The following is a 17,161-nucleotide window of genomic DNA, read 5'->3' on the forward strand; positions in this document are numbered from 1 at the left end:
CTCGCCGCCCCTTCCCGTCCCACCCACCGGGGCGCCGCCCCCGAACCCCCGTTCGCGCGGTTCTCCGCGCCGCTCAGGGAATACGCCCGCTCGCTGTCACCCCCCAGGCGCTCCGGACTCGCTTCGCCCCCTCCCGGCCCGCTCGCCCCGGTTGGTGTCCGGGGTTCCGGAGGAGTGCCGCCCGGTTCCGGTCAGCCACGCTGTCCGTAGCCGCGCAGGTGCCCGGCCACCTCTGTCAGCTGCTCCGCACTCAGGAGGTGCGGGGACAGGCCCGGGACGGATGACGCGGTCAGCCAGACCCTGCACATCCACTCCAGTTGGGCCGTGCGGTCGTAGGCCCGGGCGAGGGTCGTCCCGTGGGTGACCGTGCCGTGGTTCTGCAGCAGGCAGCCGGTGCGGCCGTCGAGGGCGCGGAGCATGTTCCCGGCCAGCTCGTCGGTGCCGTACGTCGCATAGCGGGCGACCCGGACGGGGCCGCCGAGCGCCGCGGCCATGTAGTGGATCAGTGGCAGCTCCTCGACGAGCGTGGAGACGGCCGTGGCGTGCACGGCATGCGTGTGCACGACGGCGTTCGCGCCGGTGGTGCGGTACACCGCGAGATGCATGGGCAGTTCGCTGGTCGGGACCAGCGTGCCGAGCACCTGCCGGCCGTCGAGGTCGACTCCGGTCACGTCGTCCGCCGTCAGCCGGTCGTACGGCACGCCCGACGGGGTGACCAGGACCGTATCGCCGACCCGCACCGAGACATTGCCGGAGGTGCCGACCACGAGTCCGTCGGCGACAGTCCGGCGCGCGGCCTCGACGAGTTCCGTCCAGGCCCGCGCCTCCTCCTCGAGCACGCGTCTCCCCCGCGGCTCCCCCGTACCCGTTTCCCGACCGTCCCGCCTCTGTTCAGCCATACCGCGATCCTGCCAGGCGGCCCCGCGGCATGGGCCGACCGGCGGAGCGACCGCCCCCTCTTACGGTCACCACGATGCCCATTCCAGTTCATCTTCCGTTCACCCTGGTTACTTACGTTCGACCAGCCAATGACCTCGAACGATTGCCTGGGTAAATGGAAAGCTTCTCGCTGATCCTCGCGATTGTGGTGGTAACCGCACTCGCGTTCGATTTCACGAACGGTTTCCACGACACCGCGAACGCGATGGCAACGACCATTTCGACCGGTGCCCTCAAGCCCAAGGTCGCGGTGGCCATGTCCGCCGTGCTGAACCTTGTAGGCGCATTCCTCTCGGTGGAGGTCGCCAACACGATCTCCAAAGGCCTCGTCGACGAGGCCGGCATCCGTCCCGAGGTCATCTTCGCCGCGTTGGTCGGCGCGATCCTCTGGAACCTCATGACCTGGCTGGTCGGCCTGCCGTCCAGCTCCTCGCACGCCCTCATGGGCGGTCTGATCGGCGCCACCGTCGCCTCCGCCGGCTTCGGCGCGGTGCACGGCGACGTCCTCGTCACCAAGGTCCTGCTCCCCGCGATCGCCGCCCCGCTGGTGGCCGGCCTCGCCGCGATGTTCGCGACCCGGCTGACCTACCGCATGGGCAAGAAGGCCGATGGCAAGGCCGCCGAGAAGGGCTACCGCGCCGGCCAGATCGCCTCCGCCGGCCTGGTCTCCCTGGCCCACGGCACCAACGACGCCCAGAAGACGATGGGCATCATCACGCTCGCCCTGGTGGCCGGCGGCGCCGTCGCCCCCGACTCCGACCCGCCCATGTGGGTCATCCTCTCCGCGGGCATCGCCATCGCGCTCGGCACCTACCTCGGCGGCTGGCGCATCATCCGCACCATGGGCAAGGGCCTGACCGACCTCCAGCCGCAGCAGGGCTTCGCCGCCCAGACCAGTGCCGCGACGGTCATCCTGGCCTCCTCGCACCTCGGTTTCTCCCTCTCCACCACGCATTCCGTTTCCGGTTCCGTGATGGGCGCCGGCCTGGGCCGCAAGGGCGGTGTCGTCCGTTGGTCGACCGCCACCCGCATGTTCGTCGCCTGGGGTCTGACGCTGCCGGCGGCGGCCCTCGTGGCGGCCCTCGCCGAGTGGGTCTGCGGCTTCGGCTCCGGGGGCACCGCCGTCGTGGCCGTCTTCCTGGTCGCCTCCAGCGCGGCGATCTGGAAGATCTCCCGGCGTGAGGTCATCGACCACACCAACGTCAACGACCACGAGGTGCCGGACGAGGAGCCGTCCGGCGTGGTGACCCAGGCGATGGCCGCGGTGAACCCGCCTCCCGCGGGCACCGTGACCGAGGAACTCGCGGCCACGATCCCGGCCCTCACCAGCCCGGCACCGTCGGCCAAGACCCCCGCCTGACCGCGACCCGGTACGAAGGAAGAAGAGCACCATGAAGATCGACTGGGCGGCCCTCGGTTCCGTCTTCGGCATCAGCCTCGTGGTCACCGTGGCCCTGGTGGGCCTGTTCACCCTCGGCATCAGTGGCCTGTCCCGCCGTGAGCGGGCCGCCACGCAGGGCCAGTCCGCGGCCCTGGCGGTCACCGGCGCCTACGCCTGCTTCGCGGCGTGCGCGGCGGCGGTGGCGTACGGGATCTACCTGATCATGGCCTGACCTTTCCCCGGTCATGACCTGACCGCGGATCGTCTCCGTCCGACGGGCGGTGCGGGAGCCTCGGCCCCCGCACCGCCCGTCGCCGTATGCACGCCCCGCCGCGGTTCACCCACCGGAGCCCCTCTGTGGGCCTCAGCACACTTCAGCCTCGCTGGTCAACGGCAAGTTGACGGCCCTTCCGGAGGCGTGGTGGACTGCCTGAGCCAATACGGCGGCAGGAGAGGAAGCCGGTGCGATTCCGGCGCGGTCCCGCCACTGTCACCGGGGGTGGAACACCCCCGGGAGCCAGGAACTCTCGCCGCCGGTCTCGTCGAACCAGGGCGTGGACACCCTGAGTGAGGACATATCGCCATGCGCGGCAGCCTGTCGAGGTCGATCAGCGACACTCCACCCCGCTTCGGGGCCGCTCCCTCCGGATCCGTCACCGGCTGAACCCATGGGTGCCGATCGCGTGTTCGCGTACGGCGCCGCTGCCGGCCTCCTCGGCGACCTGCTGCTCGGCGATCCCCGCCGCGGGCACCCGGTCGCCGCCTTCGGGCGGGCCGCGGCTGCCGTGGAACGAGTGCTGTGGCGGGACGACCGGGGCCGGGGCGCCGTGCACACCGCCGTGTGTGTCGGCTCGGCCGTCGCGCTGGGAAGCCTCGCCACCCGCTGCGTACGCTCCTCCCCCGCCGCCTCCGCCGCCCTGACCGGTGTCGCCACCTGGGCCGTCGTCGGCGGGACCTCGCTGGCCCGTGAGGCCCGCACCATCGGACGGGCACTGGAGGCCGGGGACGTCGAGGCGGCACGGGCCCGCCTGCCGCACCTGTGCGGCCGGGATCCGCAGGCGCTGGACGCCGACCAGATCGCCCGCGCGGTGGTCGAGTCCGTCGCCGAGAACACCTCCGACGCCGTCGTCGGCGCGCTGGTGTGGGGTGCCGTCGCCGGAGTGCCGGGCCTGCTCGGCTTCCGGGCCGTCAACACCCTGGACGCGATGGTCGGCCACAAGTCGCCCCGCCACCTCCGCTACGGCTGGGCCTCCGCCCGTCTCGACGACGTCGTCGGCTGGCCGGGGGCGCGGCTGACCGCCGTACTCGCCGCGCTCGGCGGCCCGGACCCGCGTGGTGCCCTGCGGGCGTGGCGGGCCGACGCACGCAAGCATCCGAGCCCCAACGCCGGGCCCGTCGAAGCCTCCTTCGCGGGCGCCCTCGGCGTGCGGCTCGGCGGGACCCTCTCCTACGGCGGACGGGTCGAGCAGCGGCCCGTCCTGGGCGGCGGCGGCCGGGCCGTGGCCGTGTCCGACATCGACCGGGCGGTACGGCTCTCACGGCGCGTCGGCTGGCTCGCCCTCGGGGCCGGCGTCCTCGCGCGGAGCGTCGTGAAGGGGCGTACGTCATGAGCGGTGGGGGTCTGCTGGTCGCCGGGACCACCTCGGACGCCGGCAAGAGCGTGATCACCGCCGGGATCTGCCGGTGGCTGGTGCGAAGCGGCGTCAAGGTCGCGCCGTTCAAGGCGCAGAACATGTCGCTGAACTCGTACGTCACCCGGGAGGGCGCCGAGATCGGGCGGGCGCAGGCCATGCAGGCGCAGGCCGCCCGGGTCGAGCCGACGGCGCTGATGAACCCCGTGCTGCTCAAACCGGGCGGCGATCGGTCCAGCCAGGTGGTGCTACTGGGCAGGCCCGTCGGTGAGATGAGCGCGCGCGGCTACCACGGCGGACGGCAGCAGCGACTGCTGGGCACGGTGCTGGACTGCCTGGAGCGGTTGCGGGGCACGTACGACGCGGTGATCTGCGAGGGCGCCGGCAGCCCGGCCGAGATCAATCTGCGGCGCACGGACATCGTGAACATGGGGATCGCCCGGGGCGGCGGGCTGCCGGTCCTGGTGGTGGGCGACATCGACCGGGGCGGCGTCTTCGCGTCCTTCTTCGGCACCGTCGCCCTGCTGTCCCGCGAGGACCAGGCGCTGGTCGCCGGGTTCCTGGTGAACAAGTTCCGGGGCGATGTCTCACTGCTGGAACCGGGTCTTGGGATGCTGCGCGGCCTGACCGGGCGGCGGACGTACGGCGTGCTGCCCTTCCAACACGGCCTCGGCATCGACGAGGAGGACGGCCTGCGGGTGTCCCTGCGGGGCGCCGTACGGGAGTCGGTCGTGGCCGCGCCGGTGGGCGAGGACGTCCTGCGGGTCGCCGTGTGCGCGGTGCCGCTGATGTCCAACTTCACCGACGTCGACGCCCTCGCCGCCGAACCGGGTGTCGTGGTGCGGTTCGTGGACCGGCCGGAGGAACTGGCCGACGCCGACCTCGTGGTGCTCCCGGGCACCCGCGGCACCGTACGGGCGCTTCGGTGGCTGCGCGAACGCGGGCTGGCGGACGCGTTGCGGCGCCGGGCGGCCGAGGGGCGCCCCGTGCTCGGAATCTGCGGTGGCTTCCAGATCCTCGGCGAGCACATCGAGGACGAGGTCGAGAGCCACGCGGGGCACGTGGACGGGCTCGGCATCCTGCCCGTGCGGGTGCGGTTCGCCCGCGAGAAGACGCTCACCCGGCCCGTGGGCCGGGCCCTCGGGGAGTCCGTCGAGGGGTACGAGATCCATCACGGGGTCGCCGACGTCGTGGCGGGCGAAGCCTTCCTGGACGGCTGCCGGGTCGGCCATACCTGGGGCACGCACTGGCACGGATCGCTGGAGTCGGACGGCTTCCGGCGCGCCTTCCTGCGCGAGGTGGCCACCGCCGCGGGACGGCGCTTCGTACCGGCCCCCGACACCTCGTTCGCCGCGCTGCGCGAGGAGCAGCTCGACCGGCTCGGCGACCTGATCGAACAGCACGCGGACACCGACGCGCTGTGGCGGCTCATCGAGTCCGGCGCGCCACGAGGACTGCCCTTCATTCCACCGGGAGCGCCCGCATGAGCACAGTGTTGTTGTTGTCGACCGCCGACACGGACCTCCTGGCGGCCCGGGCCGCCACCGGTGTCTCCTTCCGGATCGGCAATCCGACCCGCGTGGACGTGGCGGACGGGCTGCCCGCGCTGCTCGACGGCGCGGACCTCGCCGTCGTACGACTGCTGGGCGGCAAGCGGGCGTGGGAGGACGGGCTCGCCGCCCTGAAGGCGTCCGGGATCCCCACCGTGCTGCTCGGCGGGGAGACCGTCCCGGACGCGGAGTTGATGGCCGAGTCGACCGTACCGGCCGGGGTGGTCGCGGAGGCACTGCGGTATCTCGTCGAGGGCGGCCCGGGCAACCTCGCCGAACTGGCCCGGTTCCTGTCGGACACCGTGCTGCTGACCGGTGAGGGGTTCGAGGAGCCGCGAAGGACGCCGGAGTACGGCGTCCACGGCGAGCGCCCTCTGGACACCGGCCGCCCGACGGTCGGCGTGCTCTTCTACCGCGCGCACGAACTGAGCGGCAACGCCGCCTTCGTGGACACGCTGTGCGACGCGATCGAGGCTCGGGGCGCCAACGCCCTCGCCGTCTACTGCGGTTCGCTGCGCGGCGCCGACCCGGAGCTGTACGAGCTGCTGGCCGAGGCCGACACCCTCGTCGCCACCGTGCTCGCGGCCGGCGGCACGCACGCCTCGCAGGTGTCGGCGGGAGGCGACGAGGAGGCCTGGGACATCGGGGCGCTCGCCGACCTGAACGTACCGGTGCTGCAAGCGCTCTGTCTGACGTCGTCACGCGCCGCGTGGGAGGAGTCGGACGCCGCTCTGTCCCCCATGGACGCGGCGATGCAGGTCGCCATCCCGGAGTTCGACGGCCGGCTGATCACGGTGCCGTTCTCCTTCAAGGAGCAGGGCCCCGACGACGTCCCGGTGTACGTCGCCGACCCGGAGCGGGCCGCGCGGGTGGCCGGGATCGCCGTACGGCACGCCCGGCTGGGGCACAAGCCGAACGCAGAGAAGAAGCTGGCGCTCGTCTTCACCGCGTACCCGACGAAGCACTCGCGCGTCGGCAACGCGGTGGGGCTGGACACCCCGGCCTCGGCGGTACGGGTGCTGGACGCGCTGCGGGACGCGGGATACACGGTCGACGGATACCCCCCTGGCGGCGACGAGTTGATCCACCGGCTCATCGAGGCGGGCGGGCACGACGTCGAGTGGCTGACCGAGGAGCAGCTGGCCGCCGCGCCCGCGCGGGTGCCGTTGGCGGACTACCGGGCCTGGTTCGAGGAACTGGACCCACAGCTGCGGGACGGGATGCGGACGGCGTGGGGCGAGCCGCCGGGGTCGCTGTACGTCGACGGGGAGGACATCGTCCTCGCGTCGCTCCGGTTCGGGAACGTCGTGGTGATGATCCAGCCGCCGCGGGGCTTCGGGGAGAACCCGATCGCGATCTACCACGACCCCGACATGCCGCCGTCGCACCACTACATGGCGGCCTACCGCTGGCTGGAGAGCGGTTTCGGCGCCGACGCGATCGTGCACATGGGCAAGCACGGCACGATGGAGTGGCTGCCGGGCAAGGGGCTGGGACTGAGCGCCGGATGTGCTCCGGACGCGGTGCTGGGTGACCTGCCGCTGATCTACCCGTTCATCGTCAACGACCCCGGTGAGGGCACGCAGGCCAAGCGGCGCGGGCACGCCACGGTCGTCGATCACCTGGTTCCGCCGATGGCGCGGGCCGACACGTACGGCGATCTGGCGAAGCTGGAGCAGCTGCTCGACGAGTACGCGCTGGTCTCCGACCTGGACCCGGCGAAGGCACCGGTGGTGCGCGCGCAGATCTGGACGCTGGTGAAGGCGGCCGAACTGCACCACGACCTGCAGGTGGACGATCAGCCGGACGACGACGCTTTCGACGCGTTCGTCATGCACATCGACGGCTATCTGTGCGAGATCAAGGACGTGCAGATCCGCGACGGCCTGCACATCCTGGGCGGTGGTCCGGTCGGCGAACCGCGCGTGAACCTGGTGCTGGCGGTGCTGCGCGCCTCACAGGTGTGGGGCGGGCGGGCGAACGCGCTGCCGGGCCTGCGGGCCGCGCTGGCCGAGCACTTCGGGCTGGTGGAGAAGGAGTTGCTGGCCGAACCGGGTGCGCCGGTGAAGGTGCCCGTGGAGCTGACGGGCCTGGTGGACGGTCCGTCGCGTACGGGCGCCGACGCGATCGACCTGTTGGAGCAGCTGTGCCGGCGGATCGCGGAGGGGATGGAGGAGCGTGGCTGGGCGACCGGCTCGGCTCCCCCGCTGGTACGGGAGGTGCTGGGCGCCGAACTTTCCGACGCGGTGGCCGTGGTGCGGTTCGCATGCGAGGAGGTCGTGCCCCGGCTGGGGCGTACGACGGACGAGATCGGGCACATCCTGCGGGCGCTGGACGGCGGTTACGTCCCGGCGGGACCGTCGGGTTCGCCCACGCGCGGGCTGGTCAACGTGCTCCCGACCGGGCGGAACTTCTACTCCGTCGACCCCAAGGCGATCCCCTCACGGCTCAGTTGGGAGGCCGGGCAGGCGCTGGCCGACTCGCTGTTGCGGCGGTATCTGCAGGACACGGGTGAGTACCCGAAGTCCGTCGGCCTGACGGTGTGGGGCACGTCGGCGATGCGCACCCAGGGTGACGACATCGCCGAGATCCTGGCACTGCTGGGCTGCCGTCCGGTGTGGGACGACGCGTCGCGGCGGGTGACCGGGTTCGAGGTGGTCGGCCTCGATGAGCTGGGCCGGCCGCGGATCGACGTCACGGTGCGTATCTCCGGGTTCTTCCGGGACGCGTTCCCGCACGTGGTGGGGCTGATCGACGACGCGGTGCGGGCGGTGGCGGAGCTGGACGAGCCCGCCTCGCAGAACCACGTACGCGCCCACGCCGATGAGGACACCGCCGAGCACGGCGACCGGCGGCGTGCCACGGCCCGCATCTTCGGCTCCAAGCCGGGCGCGTACGGTGCCGGTCTGCTCCCGCTGATCGACGCGCGGAACTGGCGCTCCGACGCCGACCTCGCCGAGGTGTACGCGGTGTGGGGCGGCTACGCCTACGGGCGCGGGCTCGACGGACGGGCGGCGCGGGGGGACATGGAGACGGCGTTCCGGCGGATCGCGGTGGCGGCGAAGAACGTGGACACGCGCGAGCACGATATCCATGACGCGGATGACTACTTCCAGTATCACGGCGGCATGGTCGCCATGGTGCGGCACCTGACGGGTGCGAGCCCCGAGGCGTACGTCGGGGATTCCGCCGTCCCGGACCAGGTGAAGACCCGGACGCTGGGCGAGGAGACGCACCGGGTCTTCCGTGCACGGGTGGTCAACCCCCGCTGGATGAGTGCCATGAGGAGGCACGGCTACAAGGGCGCCTTCGAGATGGCCGCGACCGTCGACTACCTCTTCGGGTACGACGCCACGGCGGGCGTGGTCGATGACTGGATGTACGAGAAGCTGGCGTCCGAGTACGTGTTCTCGCCGGAGAACCAGGAGTTCATGCGCACGTCCAACCCCTGGGCGCTGCGGGGCATCACGGAACGTCTGCTGGAGGCGGCAGACCGTGGGCTCTGGGCGGAACCGGACCAGGAGACCCTGGACCGGCTCCGGGCGGCCTACCTCGAACTCGAGGGAGATCTGGAGGGAGACGAGTGATCTCCCCGAATATCCCCGCGGATGCGGGGAGCACAGTGCACGAACCGCGGTCGACTTGGCAGTGCCCGGAACACCCCCGCGCGTGCGGGGAGCACGCCACCACATTGACCGGCGATCGGCCTCACCTCGGGCCGCTTCACCTTGAGTCACCCGAAGGAGTGATCACCGCGTGAGCACGCCCTACCCCTTCACCGCTGTAGTGGGTCAGGAAGACCTTCGCCTGGCCTTGCTTCTCAACGCCGTAAGCCCTGCGGTCGGTGGAGTCCTGGTCCGGGGAGAGAAAGGGACCGCGAAAAGCACGGCTGTGCGTGCGCTGTCGGCGCTGATGCCGGAGGTGGAGATCGTCTCAGGGTGCCGCTTCTCCTGTGCCCCGGCCTCTCCCGACCCCGCCTGCCCGGACGGGCCACACGAGCCGGGGGCCTCGGGCTCCCGGCCGGCCCGGATGGTCGAGCTGCCCGTCGGTGCCTCCGAGGACCGGCTTGTGGGCGCGCTCGACATCGAGCGGGCGCTGGTGGAGGGCGTGAAGGCGTTCGAGCCGGGGCTGCTGGCCGACGCGCACCGGGGGATTCTGTACGTCGACGAGGTCAATCTCCTTCACGACCATCTGGTCGACCTGCTGCTGGACGCCGCGGCGATGGGTGCCTCGTATGTGGAGCGCGAGGGCGTTTCCGTACGGCATGCGGCGCGATTCCTGCTCGTCGGGACCATGAACCCCGAAGAAGGCGAATTGCGACCCCAGTTGCTGGACCGGTTCGGGCTGACCGTCGAGGTGGCCGCCTCGCGCGAGCCCGACCAGCGGGTGGAGGTCGTACGGCGACGGCTGGCGTACGACGACGACCCCGCCGGGTTCGCCGCGCGGTGGTCCGGTGAGGAGGCCGCCGTACGGGCGCGGATCGTGGCGGCGCGGGAGTTGTTGCCGTCGGTGCGGCTGGGTGACGGGGCGCTGCGGCAGATCGCGGCGACCTGCGCGGCGTTCGAGGTGGACGGCATGCGGGCCGACATCGTGATGGCGCGTACGGCGACCGCGCTGGCGGCCTGGGCCGGGCGGACGGATGTGCTGGCCGAGGACGTGCGGCAGGCTGCGCTCCTGGCCCTCCCCCACCGGCGGAGGCGGAACCCCTTCGACGCGCCGGGCCTCGACGAGGACAAGCTCGACGAGACACTGGAGGAGTTCGGGGGCGACGACGATCCCGACACCGATCCGGACGGGCCGGACGGACCCGATGGGGGTGGCGGGGGTGGCGGGGAGTCACCTGCCGACGGTCCCGAGGACGGTGACGCGGGGGCGACGCCCGAGGCCTGGGAGGCCAAGAGGTCCGAGAAGTCCGAGGGCTCCGACGGGTCCGAGGGGGCCGGGGAGTCGCGTCCCTCGGGGGCCGGTTCCGGTGAGCGGCCCCCGGTGGGTGCCGCCGAGCCGTTCCGCACCAAGGTGCTGAGCGTGCCCGGGATCGGCGAGGGCTCCGCCGGGCGGCGGTCGCGGGCGCGGACCGAGCACGGACGGACGACGGGCGCGCGGCGGCCGGACGGCGCGCTGACGAAGCTGCACCTGGCGGCGACCGTCCGGGCGGCGGCTCCGCACCAGCGGGCGCGGGGCCGGTCCGGGCCGGGTCTGGTGGTGCGGCGGGACGATCTGCGGCAGGCCACGCGCGAGGGGCGTGAGTCGAACCTCGTGCTGTTCGTCGTGGACGCCTCCGGGTCGATGGCCGCGCGGCAGCGGATGGGGGCCGTGAAGGGTGCCGTGGTGTCGCTGCTGCTCGACGCCTATCAGCGGCGGGACAAGGTGGGGCTGGTGACCTTCCGGGGGTCGGCGGCCGATGTGGCGCTGCCACCCACGTCGTCGGTGGACGTCGCGGCGGCCCGGCTGGAGTCGCTGCCGACCGGTGGGCGCACACCGCTGGCGGCGGGGCTGCTCACAGCGCACGACGTGCTGCGGGTGGAGCGGTTGCGGGACCCGGCGCGGCGGGCTCTGGTCGTGGTGGTGACCGACGGACGGGCGACCGGTGGTCCGGAGCCGGTCGCGCTGGCGGGGCGTGCGGCACGGCTGTTCGCGGCCGAGGGTGTCGCGTCGGTGGTCGTGGACTGCGAGTCGGGGCCGGTACGGCTGGGGCTCGCCGGGCGGTTGGCCGGTGAGCTGGGCGGCGGTGCCGTGACGCTGGACGAACTGCGGGCGGACTCGATCGCCGGGCTGGTCAGGGACGTACAGGGGACTTCGAGGAGGGCCGCGTAATGCCGAAGGGACAGCCGAGTGCCGTACCCGATGACGGGCTGACGACCCGGCAGCGGCGCAATCGGCCGCTGGTCGTCGTGCACACGGGTGTGGGGAAGGGCAAGTCCACCGCTGCGTTCGGGCTCGCCCTGCGGGCGTGGAACCAGGGGTGGCCGATCGGGGTGTTCCAGTTCGTCAAGTCGGCGAAGTGGAAGGTCGGCGAGGAGAACGCGCTGCGCGTGCTGGGCGCCTCCGGTGAGGGCGGGAGCGTCGACTGGCACAAGATGGGTGAGGGCTGGTCGTGGGTGCAGCGCGATCCGCAAGGGGACAACTCCACCAACGAGCAGAAGGCCCGCGAGGGCTGGGAGCAGGTCAAGCGGGACCTCGCCGCCGAGACGTACCGGCTGTACGTGCTGGACGAGTTCGCCTACCCGATGCACTGGGGATGGATCGACACCGATGAGGTCGTGTCCGTGCTGCGGGAGCGTCCGGGGACACAGCATGTGGTCATCACGGGGCGGAACGCGCCGGAGAAGCTGGTCGGGTTCGCCGACCTCGTGACCGACATGTCGAAGGTGAAGCACCCCATGGATGCCGGGCAGAAGGGGCAGAGGGGCATCGAGTGGTGAGATCCGTTCCACGGCTGGTCATTGCCGCGCCCTCGTCGGGGAGCGGGAAGACCACCGTTGCCACCGGGTTGATGGCCGCGCTGTCCGCGCGGGGATTCGCCGTGTCCCCGCACAAGGTGGGGCCCGACTACATCGATCCCGGGTATCACTCGCTGGCCACCGGGCGGGTGGGGCGCAACCTCGACGCGTACCTGTGCGGGCCGGAGCTGATCGCGCCGCTGTTCGCGCACGGTGCGCGCGGGTGCGACATCGCCGTGGTCGAGGGTGCGATGGGGCTGTACGACGGGGCCTCGGGGGAGGGTGAACTGGCGTCCACCGCGCAGGTGGCGAAGCTTCTGCGGGCCCCGGTGGTGCTGGTGGTCGACGCGTCGTCGCAGGCGCGGTCGGTGGCGGCACTGGTCCACGGGTTCGTGAGCTGGGATCCGGAGGTGCGGGTCGGGGGCGTGATCCTCAACAAGGTCGCCTCGGACCGCCATGAGGGGTTGTTGCGGGAGGCGTTGGAGTCCGTCGGGGTTCCGGTGTCGGGGGTTCTGCGGCGGGCCGCGCGGGTGGAGACGCCGTCTCGGCATCTGGGGTTGGTGCCGGTTGCCGAGCGGCGGGCCGAGGCGGTCGAGGCCGTTGGGGCGATGGCCGCACAGGTGGCCGCGGGCTGCGATCTGGAAGCGCTGGCCGCACTCGCGCGGGGTGCGGGTGCGCTGGGCTGTTCGGGATGGGACGCGGGTGGGGCCGTGGCTTCCTCGCCCCCGCCGTCCCTTCCCTCCCCCACTCTCGGCTTCGCTCGAGCGGGGGGACCCCCCTCGTCCCCGGGGGCTGTGCCCCCGGATCCCCCTTCGGCCCCGGACGGGTCTCGTCCCCGATCCCCGGGCGGGCCGGGAGTGGCCGGACGGGCCGTGAGGGTCGCCGTTGCCGGTGGGAGCGCCTTCTCGTTCTCGTACGCCGAGCATGCCGAGTTGCTCTCCGCCGCCGGGGCCGAGGTGGTCCCCTTCGACCCGCTGCGGCACGAGGAGCTCCCCGAGGGGACGGCCGGGTTGGTCATCGGGGGTGGGTTTCCCGAGGTGTACGCCTCCGAACTGTCCGCCAACGAGCCCCTGCGCAAGGCCGTTGCCGAACTGGCCGTCCGCGGGGCTCCCGTGGCCGCCGAGTGTGCCGGGCTGCTGTATCTGTGCCGTGAACTGGAGGGACTGCCCATGTGCGGGGTGCTCGATGCCTCCGCGCGGATGGCGGAGCGGCTGACCCTGGGTTACCGGGACGCCGTGGCCGTGACCGACAGTGTGCTGGCCGCCGCCGGGACGCGGATGCGGGGGCACGAGTTCCACCGGACCGTCGTCGAGCCGGGCGCCGGCGCCGCTCCCGCGTGGGGTGTGCGGGCGCCCGAACGGAGCGTCGAGGGATTCGTACAGCGCGGTGTGCACGCGAGCTATCTGCACACGCACTGGGCGTCCGAGCCCGGTGTCGCCCGTCGGTTCGTGGAGAGGTGCCGGACGTCATGAGCAGCAGGCTGGTCGGGGTCGGGGTCGGACCCGGGGATCCGGAGCTGGTGACCGTCAAGGGGGTCAAGGCGCTGCGGACGGCGGATGTCGTCGTCGTACCCGTCATGGACGGCGGTGAGCGGGGGCGGGCCGAGGCGACCGTGCTGCGTTATGTGGCCGCGGAGAAGGTCGTCCGGGTGGTGTTCGCGTTGAACGAGCGAACCGACCGGACGCGGCGCGAGGCGGCCTGGGACGCAGCCGGGCAGCGGGTCGCCGGGCTGTTGCGGGAGCACCGCTGCGTCGCCTTCGCGACCATCGGGGACCCCCATGTGTACTCGACGTTCACGTATCTCGCGCAGACGGTCGGCGAGTTGGTGCCCGACGCCGCTGTCGAGACCGTGCCGGGGATCACCGCCATGCAGGATCTGGCCGCGCGCTCGGGTGCGGTGCTGACCGAGGGGACCGAACCGCTCACGCTGGTGCCGGTGACCGCCGGGGCCGCCGTGCTGAAGGACGCGCTGGCCGGGCCCGGGACGGTCGTCGCGTACAAGTTCGGGCGGCAGGCAGGTGAGGTGGCCGAGGCGCTGCGGGAGACCGGGCGGATCGGCGACGCGGTGTGGGGGTCGGCGCTCGGCCTGCCGGAGGAGTCGGTGCGGCGGGCCGCCGAGCTGGACGGGACGCCCCTGCCGTACCTCTCCACGCTCATCGCGCCGCCGCGGCGCGACGGCGGGCGGGGCGGGAAACTGTGAACGGCCCGGGCCGGCGCGGGTCGTGCTCAGTGCGCCGCGCCCACCACCAGCCAGATGAACAGCACCCCCGCGACCGTGCACAGCAGTGTGGAGCGGGCCGGGTGTTCGTGGTGGGCCTCCGGGAGGATCTCGGCCGCCGCCAAGTAGAGGAGCGCGCCGCCGAACAGGCCCAGGTAGCCACCGAGCAGGGGTTCCGGGAGCGTGAAGAAGACAGTGGACGCCGCGCCGACGACCGGTGCGGCCGCGTCCGCGAACAGCATCATCAGCGCGCGGCGGCGGGCGTTGCCGTAGACCCGCGTGAGTGTGTACGTGTTGAAGCCGTCCGCGAAGTCGTGGGCGATGACGGCCACCGCGACGGCGGCGCCCATGCTGTCGTCGACCTGGAAGGCGGCGCCGATCGCCACACCGTCCATGGCGCTGTGACCGACCATCGCGGCGGCGGCGGTGAGGCCCACCTCGGGAGTGCGGCCCTCGCTCTCCCCGGCGCCGTGGGCGGCCTGTCGGTGGGCCAGCAGGCGTTCCACCAGATGGGCGAGCAGGAAACCGCCGACGAAGAGCAGCAGGGCCGCCGGTACCCCGTGGATCTCGGTGCCTGCCGCTTCCAGGGACTCCGGGAGGAGTTCCAGGCCGACGACGCCCAGCATCAGCCCGCCGGCCAGGCCCAGCACCAGATGGCGGCGGTCGGTCACGCGATGTGCCGACCAGCCGCCGGCCAGCGTCATCAGGAACGCGCCGAGCGCGACGAAGACCGCCATGCGTTCTTCGTATCCGATCGGTGGCCGGTCACGCACGCGTGACAGCCGCTCACCGCCCACCGTCTTCGATCATTCCCAGGAGAGGACCGCATCCCATGGCCGATGCCGCCACCGGTGCTTCCACCGGCTCCCCCGCCGGTACCTTCACCGGCAGGGTGACCTTCGTCGGGGCCGGACCCGGCGCCGCCGATCTGCTGACGTTCCGTGCCGCCCGGGCCATCGCCGAGGCCGATGTGGTCATCTGGGCCGCCAGCCTGGTGCAGGAGGACGTGCTGCGGCATGCGCGGGAGGACGCGGAGATCCTCGATTCGGCGACCATGTCCCTGGAGGACGTGGTGGCCGTCTACGGGCGGGCCCGCGCGGAGGGACTGAAGGTCGCACGGATCCATTCCGGCGATCCGGCGCTGTGGGGTGGCACGCAGGAGCAGGTCGACCGGTGTGCGGAGCTCGGCATCCCGACCGAGATCGTGCCCGGTGTGTCGTCCTTCTCGGCCGTCGCGGCGCTCGCGCGGCGCGAGCTGACCATTCCCGAGGTGGCGCAGTCCGTCGTCCTGACCCGGCTCGGCGGGGGCAAGACGCCGATGCCGCCCGGTGAGGAGGTCCGCGAGTTCGCGCGGCACGGCACCACCATGGCGGTCTTCCTGTCGGCCGCCCGCAGCGGTCAGCTGGTGCGGGAGCTGCTGGAGGGTGGCTACCCGACGTCCACGCCGGTCGTCGTCGCGTATCAGGCGACCTGGCCGGAGGAGCTGGTCGTGAAGTGCACGATCGGCACGCTGGAGGAGACGGTCAAGGAACACAAGCTGTGGAAGCACACGCTGTTCCTGGTCGGTCCGGCGCTCGACGCGCACGGCACCCGCTCGCACCTGTACCACCCGGGACACTTCCACGGGTTCCGCAAGGCCGACCCGGAGGCGCGCAGGGCCTTGCGTTCACGGGGTGCGGGCACGTGATCACCATCATCGGGACGGGAACGGGCGCGCCGCTCGACGCCCGGGTGGCAGCCGGCGCGGAGCTGGTGGTCGGCGGGCGGCGGCATCTGGACGCCGTGCGGCTGCCGGAGGGGGCAGAACGGGTCGTGCTGGGTCCGGTGGCACCCGCGCTCGACACCATGGAGAAGTACGTCGCCGAGGAACGGCCGGTCGTGGTGCTGGCGTCGGGGGACCCCGGGTTCTTCGGGATCGTGCGGGCGCTGGCCGAACGGTTCGGTGCCGAGCGGCTCGATGTGCGGCCCGGGGTCTCCTCCGTGGCCGCCGCCTTCGCGCGGGCCGGGCTGCCGTGGGACGACGCCGTGGTGGTCAGCGCGCACGGCAGGGATCCGCGTACGGCGGTGAACCTGTGCCGGGCGCACCCGAAGGTCGCCGTTCTGACGGGGCCCGCGGCGGGTCCGGCCGAGCTGGGGGCCGCGCTGCTCGGTCACCCGCGCGTCCTGGTGGTCGCCTCCGCGCTCGGTTCCGGTGGGGAGCGGGTGGAGCGGGTGACGCCCGCCGAGGCCGCCGTCCGTGACTGGGGCACGGCGGTGAACGTCGTGCTGTGTCTGGACGAGGCGCGTGCGCCGGGGCCGGTGCGTACGGTCGCGGGCCCGTCGGCGGGGCCCACCGGATGGGCGCTGGAGGAGGCTGAGTTCGCACACCGCGACTCGATGATCACCAAGTTCGAGGTACGGGCGCTGGCCCTGGCCCGGCTGGGGCCGCGTCCCGGTGAGCTGGTGTGGGACGTCGGTGCGGGGTCGGGGTCCGTGGCCGTGGAGTGCGCGCGGCTCGGTGCCGCCGTCACGGCGGTGGAGAAGACGCCGGACGGGGTCGAGCGGGTCCGCGCCAACGCCGTCGCGCACGGGGTCGACGTGCGCGTGGTGCACGGGACGGCGCCGGAGGTGCTGTCCGGGCTCGACGACGATCCCGACGCCGTGTTCGTCGGCGGGGGCGGGCGGGAGCTGCCCGCCGTTGTCACCGCCTGCGCGCGGCGGGCCCGGCGGACGGTCGTGGTCGCGCTGGCCGCGCTCGACCGGGTGCCGGCCGTGCGCGAGGCGCTGACCGGCACCGGGTTCGGCTGCGACGGGGTGCTGTTGCAGTCGTCGCGGCTGGCGCCGCTGCCGGGGGACGTGACCCGGCTGGCGGCGGCCAACCCCGTTTTCCTGCTGTGGGGCGTCCGGCCCCGCGGCCGTACCGAAGGAGCCGGGCTTTGAACGCTCTCCTCAGCGAGCAGGGGCGGTCCCCGGCTCACTCCCCTCGTCCGCCCGACAGGCGGCCGCCGAGCCCGACCCGATCG

13 protein-coding genes and 1 riboswitch are annotated in these 17,161 nt (G+C 72.8%); of the genes, 11 read left to right on the forward strand and 2 right to left on the reverse strand.

Translation table 11 applies throughout. The annotated features are described in order from the left end of the window. Positions 1-191: 191 nt before the first annotated feature. Positions 192-899 carry a class II aldolase/adducin family protein gene (locus ACZ5C2_RS18230; protein ID WP_468791784.1) on the reverse strand — a complete coding sequence of 236 codons (708 nt, stop codon included), beginning with the start codon at positions 897-899 and terminating at the stop codon, positions 192-194. 155 nt (positions 900-1,054) lie between these two features. Here ACZ5C2_RS18230 and ACZ5C2_RS18235 point away from each other — a divergent pair, with 155 nt between their 5' ends. The 9 genes from ACZ5C2_RS18235 (at position 1,055) to cobI (ending at position 14,141) form a co-directional block, all read left to right on the forward strand. Next, positions 1,055-2,299, forward strand: a complete 1,245-nt coding sequence (locus ACZ5C2_RS18235) for an inorganic phosphate transporter (RefSeq protein WP_468791787.1) — start codon at positions 1,055-1,057, stop codon at positions 2,297-2,299. A 31-nt stretch (positions 2,300-2,330) separates the two neighbouring features. Next, positions 2,331-2,552, forward strand: coding sequence for a hypothetical protein (locus ACZ5C2_RS18240; protein WP_468791790.1), 222 nt, complete (start codon positions 2,331-2,333; stop codon positions 2,550-2,552). 195 nt (positions 2,553-2,747) lie between these two features. Further along, positions 2,748-2,869, forward strand: a riboswitch (cobalamin riboswitch). 119 nt (positions 2,870-2,988) lie between these two features. Then, on the forward strand, positions 2,989-3,930 hold the full coding sequence (locus ACZ5C2_RS18245) for a cobalamin biosynthesis protein (protein WP_468791793.1): 942 nt from the start codon (positions 2,989-2,991) through the stop codon (positions 3,928-3,930). After that, positions 3,927-5,438 (forward strand): cobyric acid synthase, encoded by a 1,512-nt coding sequence (locus ACZ5C2_RS18250; protein ID WP_468791796.1) that lies wholly within the window; start codon positions 3,927-3,929, stop codon positions 5,436-5,438. The genes ACZ5C2_RS18245 and ACZ5C2_RS18250 overlap by 4 nt, the downstream gene beginning before the upstream one ends. Then, on the forward strand, positions 5,435-9,088 hold the full coding sequence (gene cobN, locus ACZ5C2_RS18255) for a cobaltochelatase subunit CobN (protein ID WP_468791799.1): 3,654 nt from the start codon (positions 5,435-5,437) through the stop codon (positions 9,086-9,088). The genes ACZ5C2_RS18250 and cobN overlap by 4 nt, the downstream gene beginning before the upstream one ends. Positions 9,089-9,257: 169 nt before the next feature. Further along, positions 9,258-11,315: a putative cobaltochelatase gene (locus tag ACZ5C2_RS18260; RefSeq protein ID WP_468791802.1), complete on the forward strand. Its 2,058-nt coding sequence runs from the start codon at positions 9,258-9,260 to the stop codon at positions 11,313-11,315. Next, positions 11,315-11,923 (forward strand): cob(I)yrinic acid a,c-diamide adenosyltransferase, encoded by a 609-nt coding sequence (cobO, locus tag ACZ5C2_RS18265; RefSeq protein WP_468791805.1) that lies wholly within the window; start codon positions 11,315-11,317, stop codon positions 11,921-11,923. The genes ACZ5C2_RS18260 and cobO overlap by 1 nt, the downstream gene beginning before the upstream one ends. Then, positions 11,917-13,413: a cobyrinate a,c-diamide synthase gene (locus tag ACZ5C2_RS18270; RefSeq protein WP_468791808.1), complete on the forward strand. Its 1,497-nt coding sequence runs from the start codon at positions 11,917-11,919 to the stop codon at positions 13,411-13,413. The genes cobO and ACZ5C2_RS18270 overlap by 7 nt, the downstream gene beginning before the upstream one ends. Continuing rightward, complete coding sequence (cobI, locus tag ACZ5C2_RS18275; RefSeq protein ID WP_468791811.1) at positions 13,410-14,141, forward strand: precorrin-2 C(20)-methyltransferase; 732 nt, start codon at positions 13,410-13,412, stop codon at positions 14,139-14,141. The genes ACZ5C2_RS18270 and cobI overlap by 4 nt, the downstream gene beginning before the upstream one ends. A 26-nt stretch (positions 14,142-14,167) precedes the next feature. On the opposite strand, the gene ACZ5C2_RS18280 is transcribed toward cobI, so the two are convergent. Continuing rightward, positions 14,168-14,896 (reverse strand): ZIP family metal transporter, encoded by a 729-nt coding sequence (locus tag ACZ5C2_RS18280; RefSeq protein ID WP_468791814.1) that lies wholly within the window; start codon positions 14,894-14,896, stop codon positions 14,168-14,170. 95 nt (positions 14,897-14,991) lie between these two features. Here ACZ5C2_RS18280 and cobM point away from each other — a divergent pair, with 95 nt between their 5' ends. Both cobM and cbiE read left to right on the forward strand, forming a co-directional pair. Continuing rightward, entirely contained in the window at positions 14,992-15,846 is an 855-nt protein-coding gene (gene cobM, locus ACZ5C2_RS18285; protein ID WP_468791817.1) for a precorrin-4 C(11)-methyltransferase, read from the forward strand. Further along, entirely contained in the window at positions 15,843-17,078 is a 1,236-nt protein-coding gene (cbiE, locus tag ACZ5C2_RS18290) for a precorrin-6y C5,15-methyltransferase (decarboxylating) subunit CbiE (RefSeq protein WP_468791820.1), read from the forward strand. The genes cobM and cbiE overlap by 4 nt, the downstream gene beginning before the upstream one ends. The last annotated feature ends 83 nt before the right edge of the window (positions 17,079-17,161 follow it).

The sequence above is a fragment of the Streptomyces sp. NPDC031365 genome (assembly GCF_055569765.1).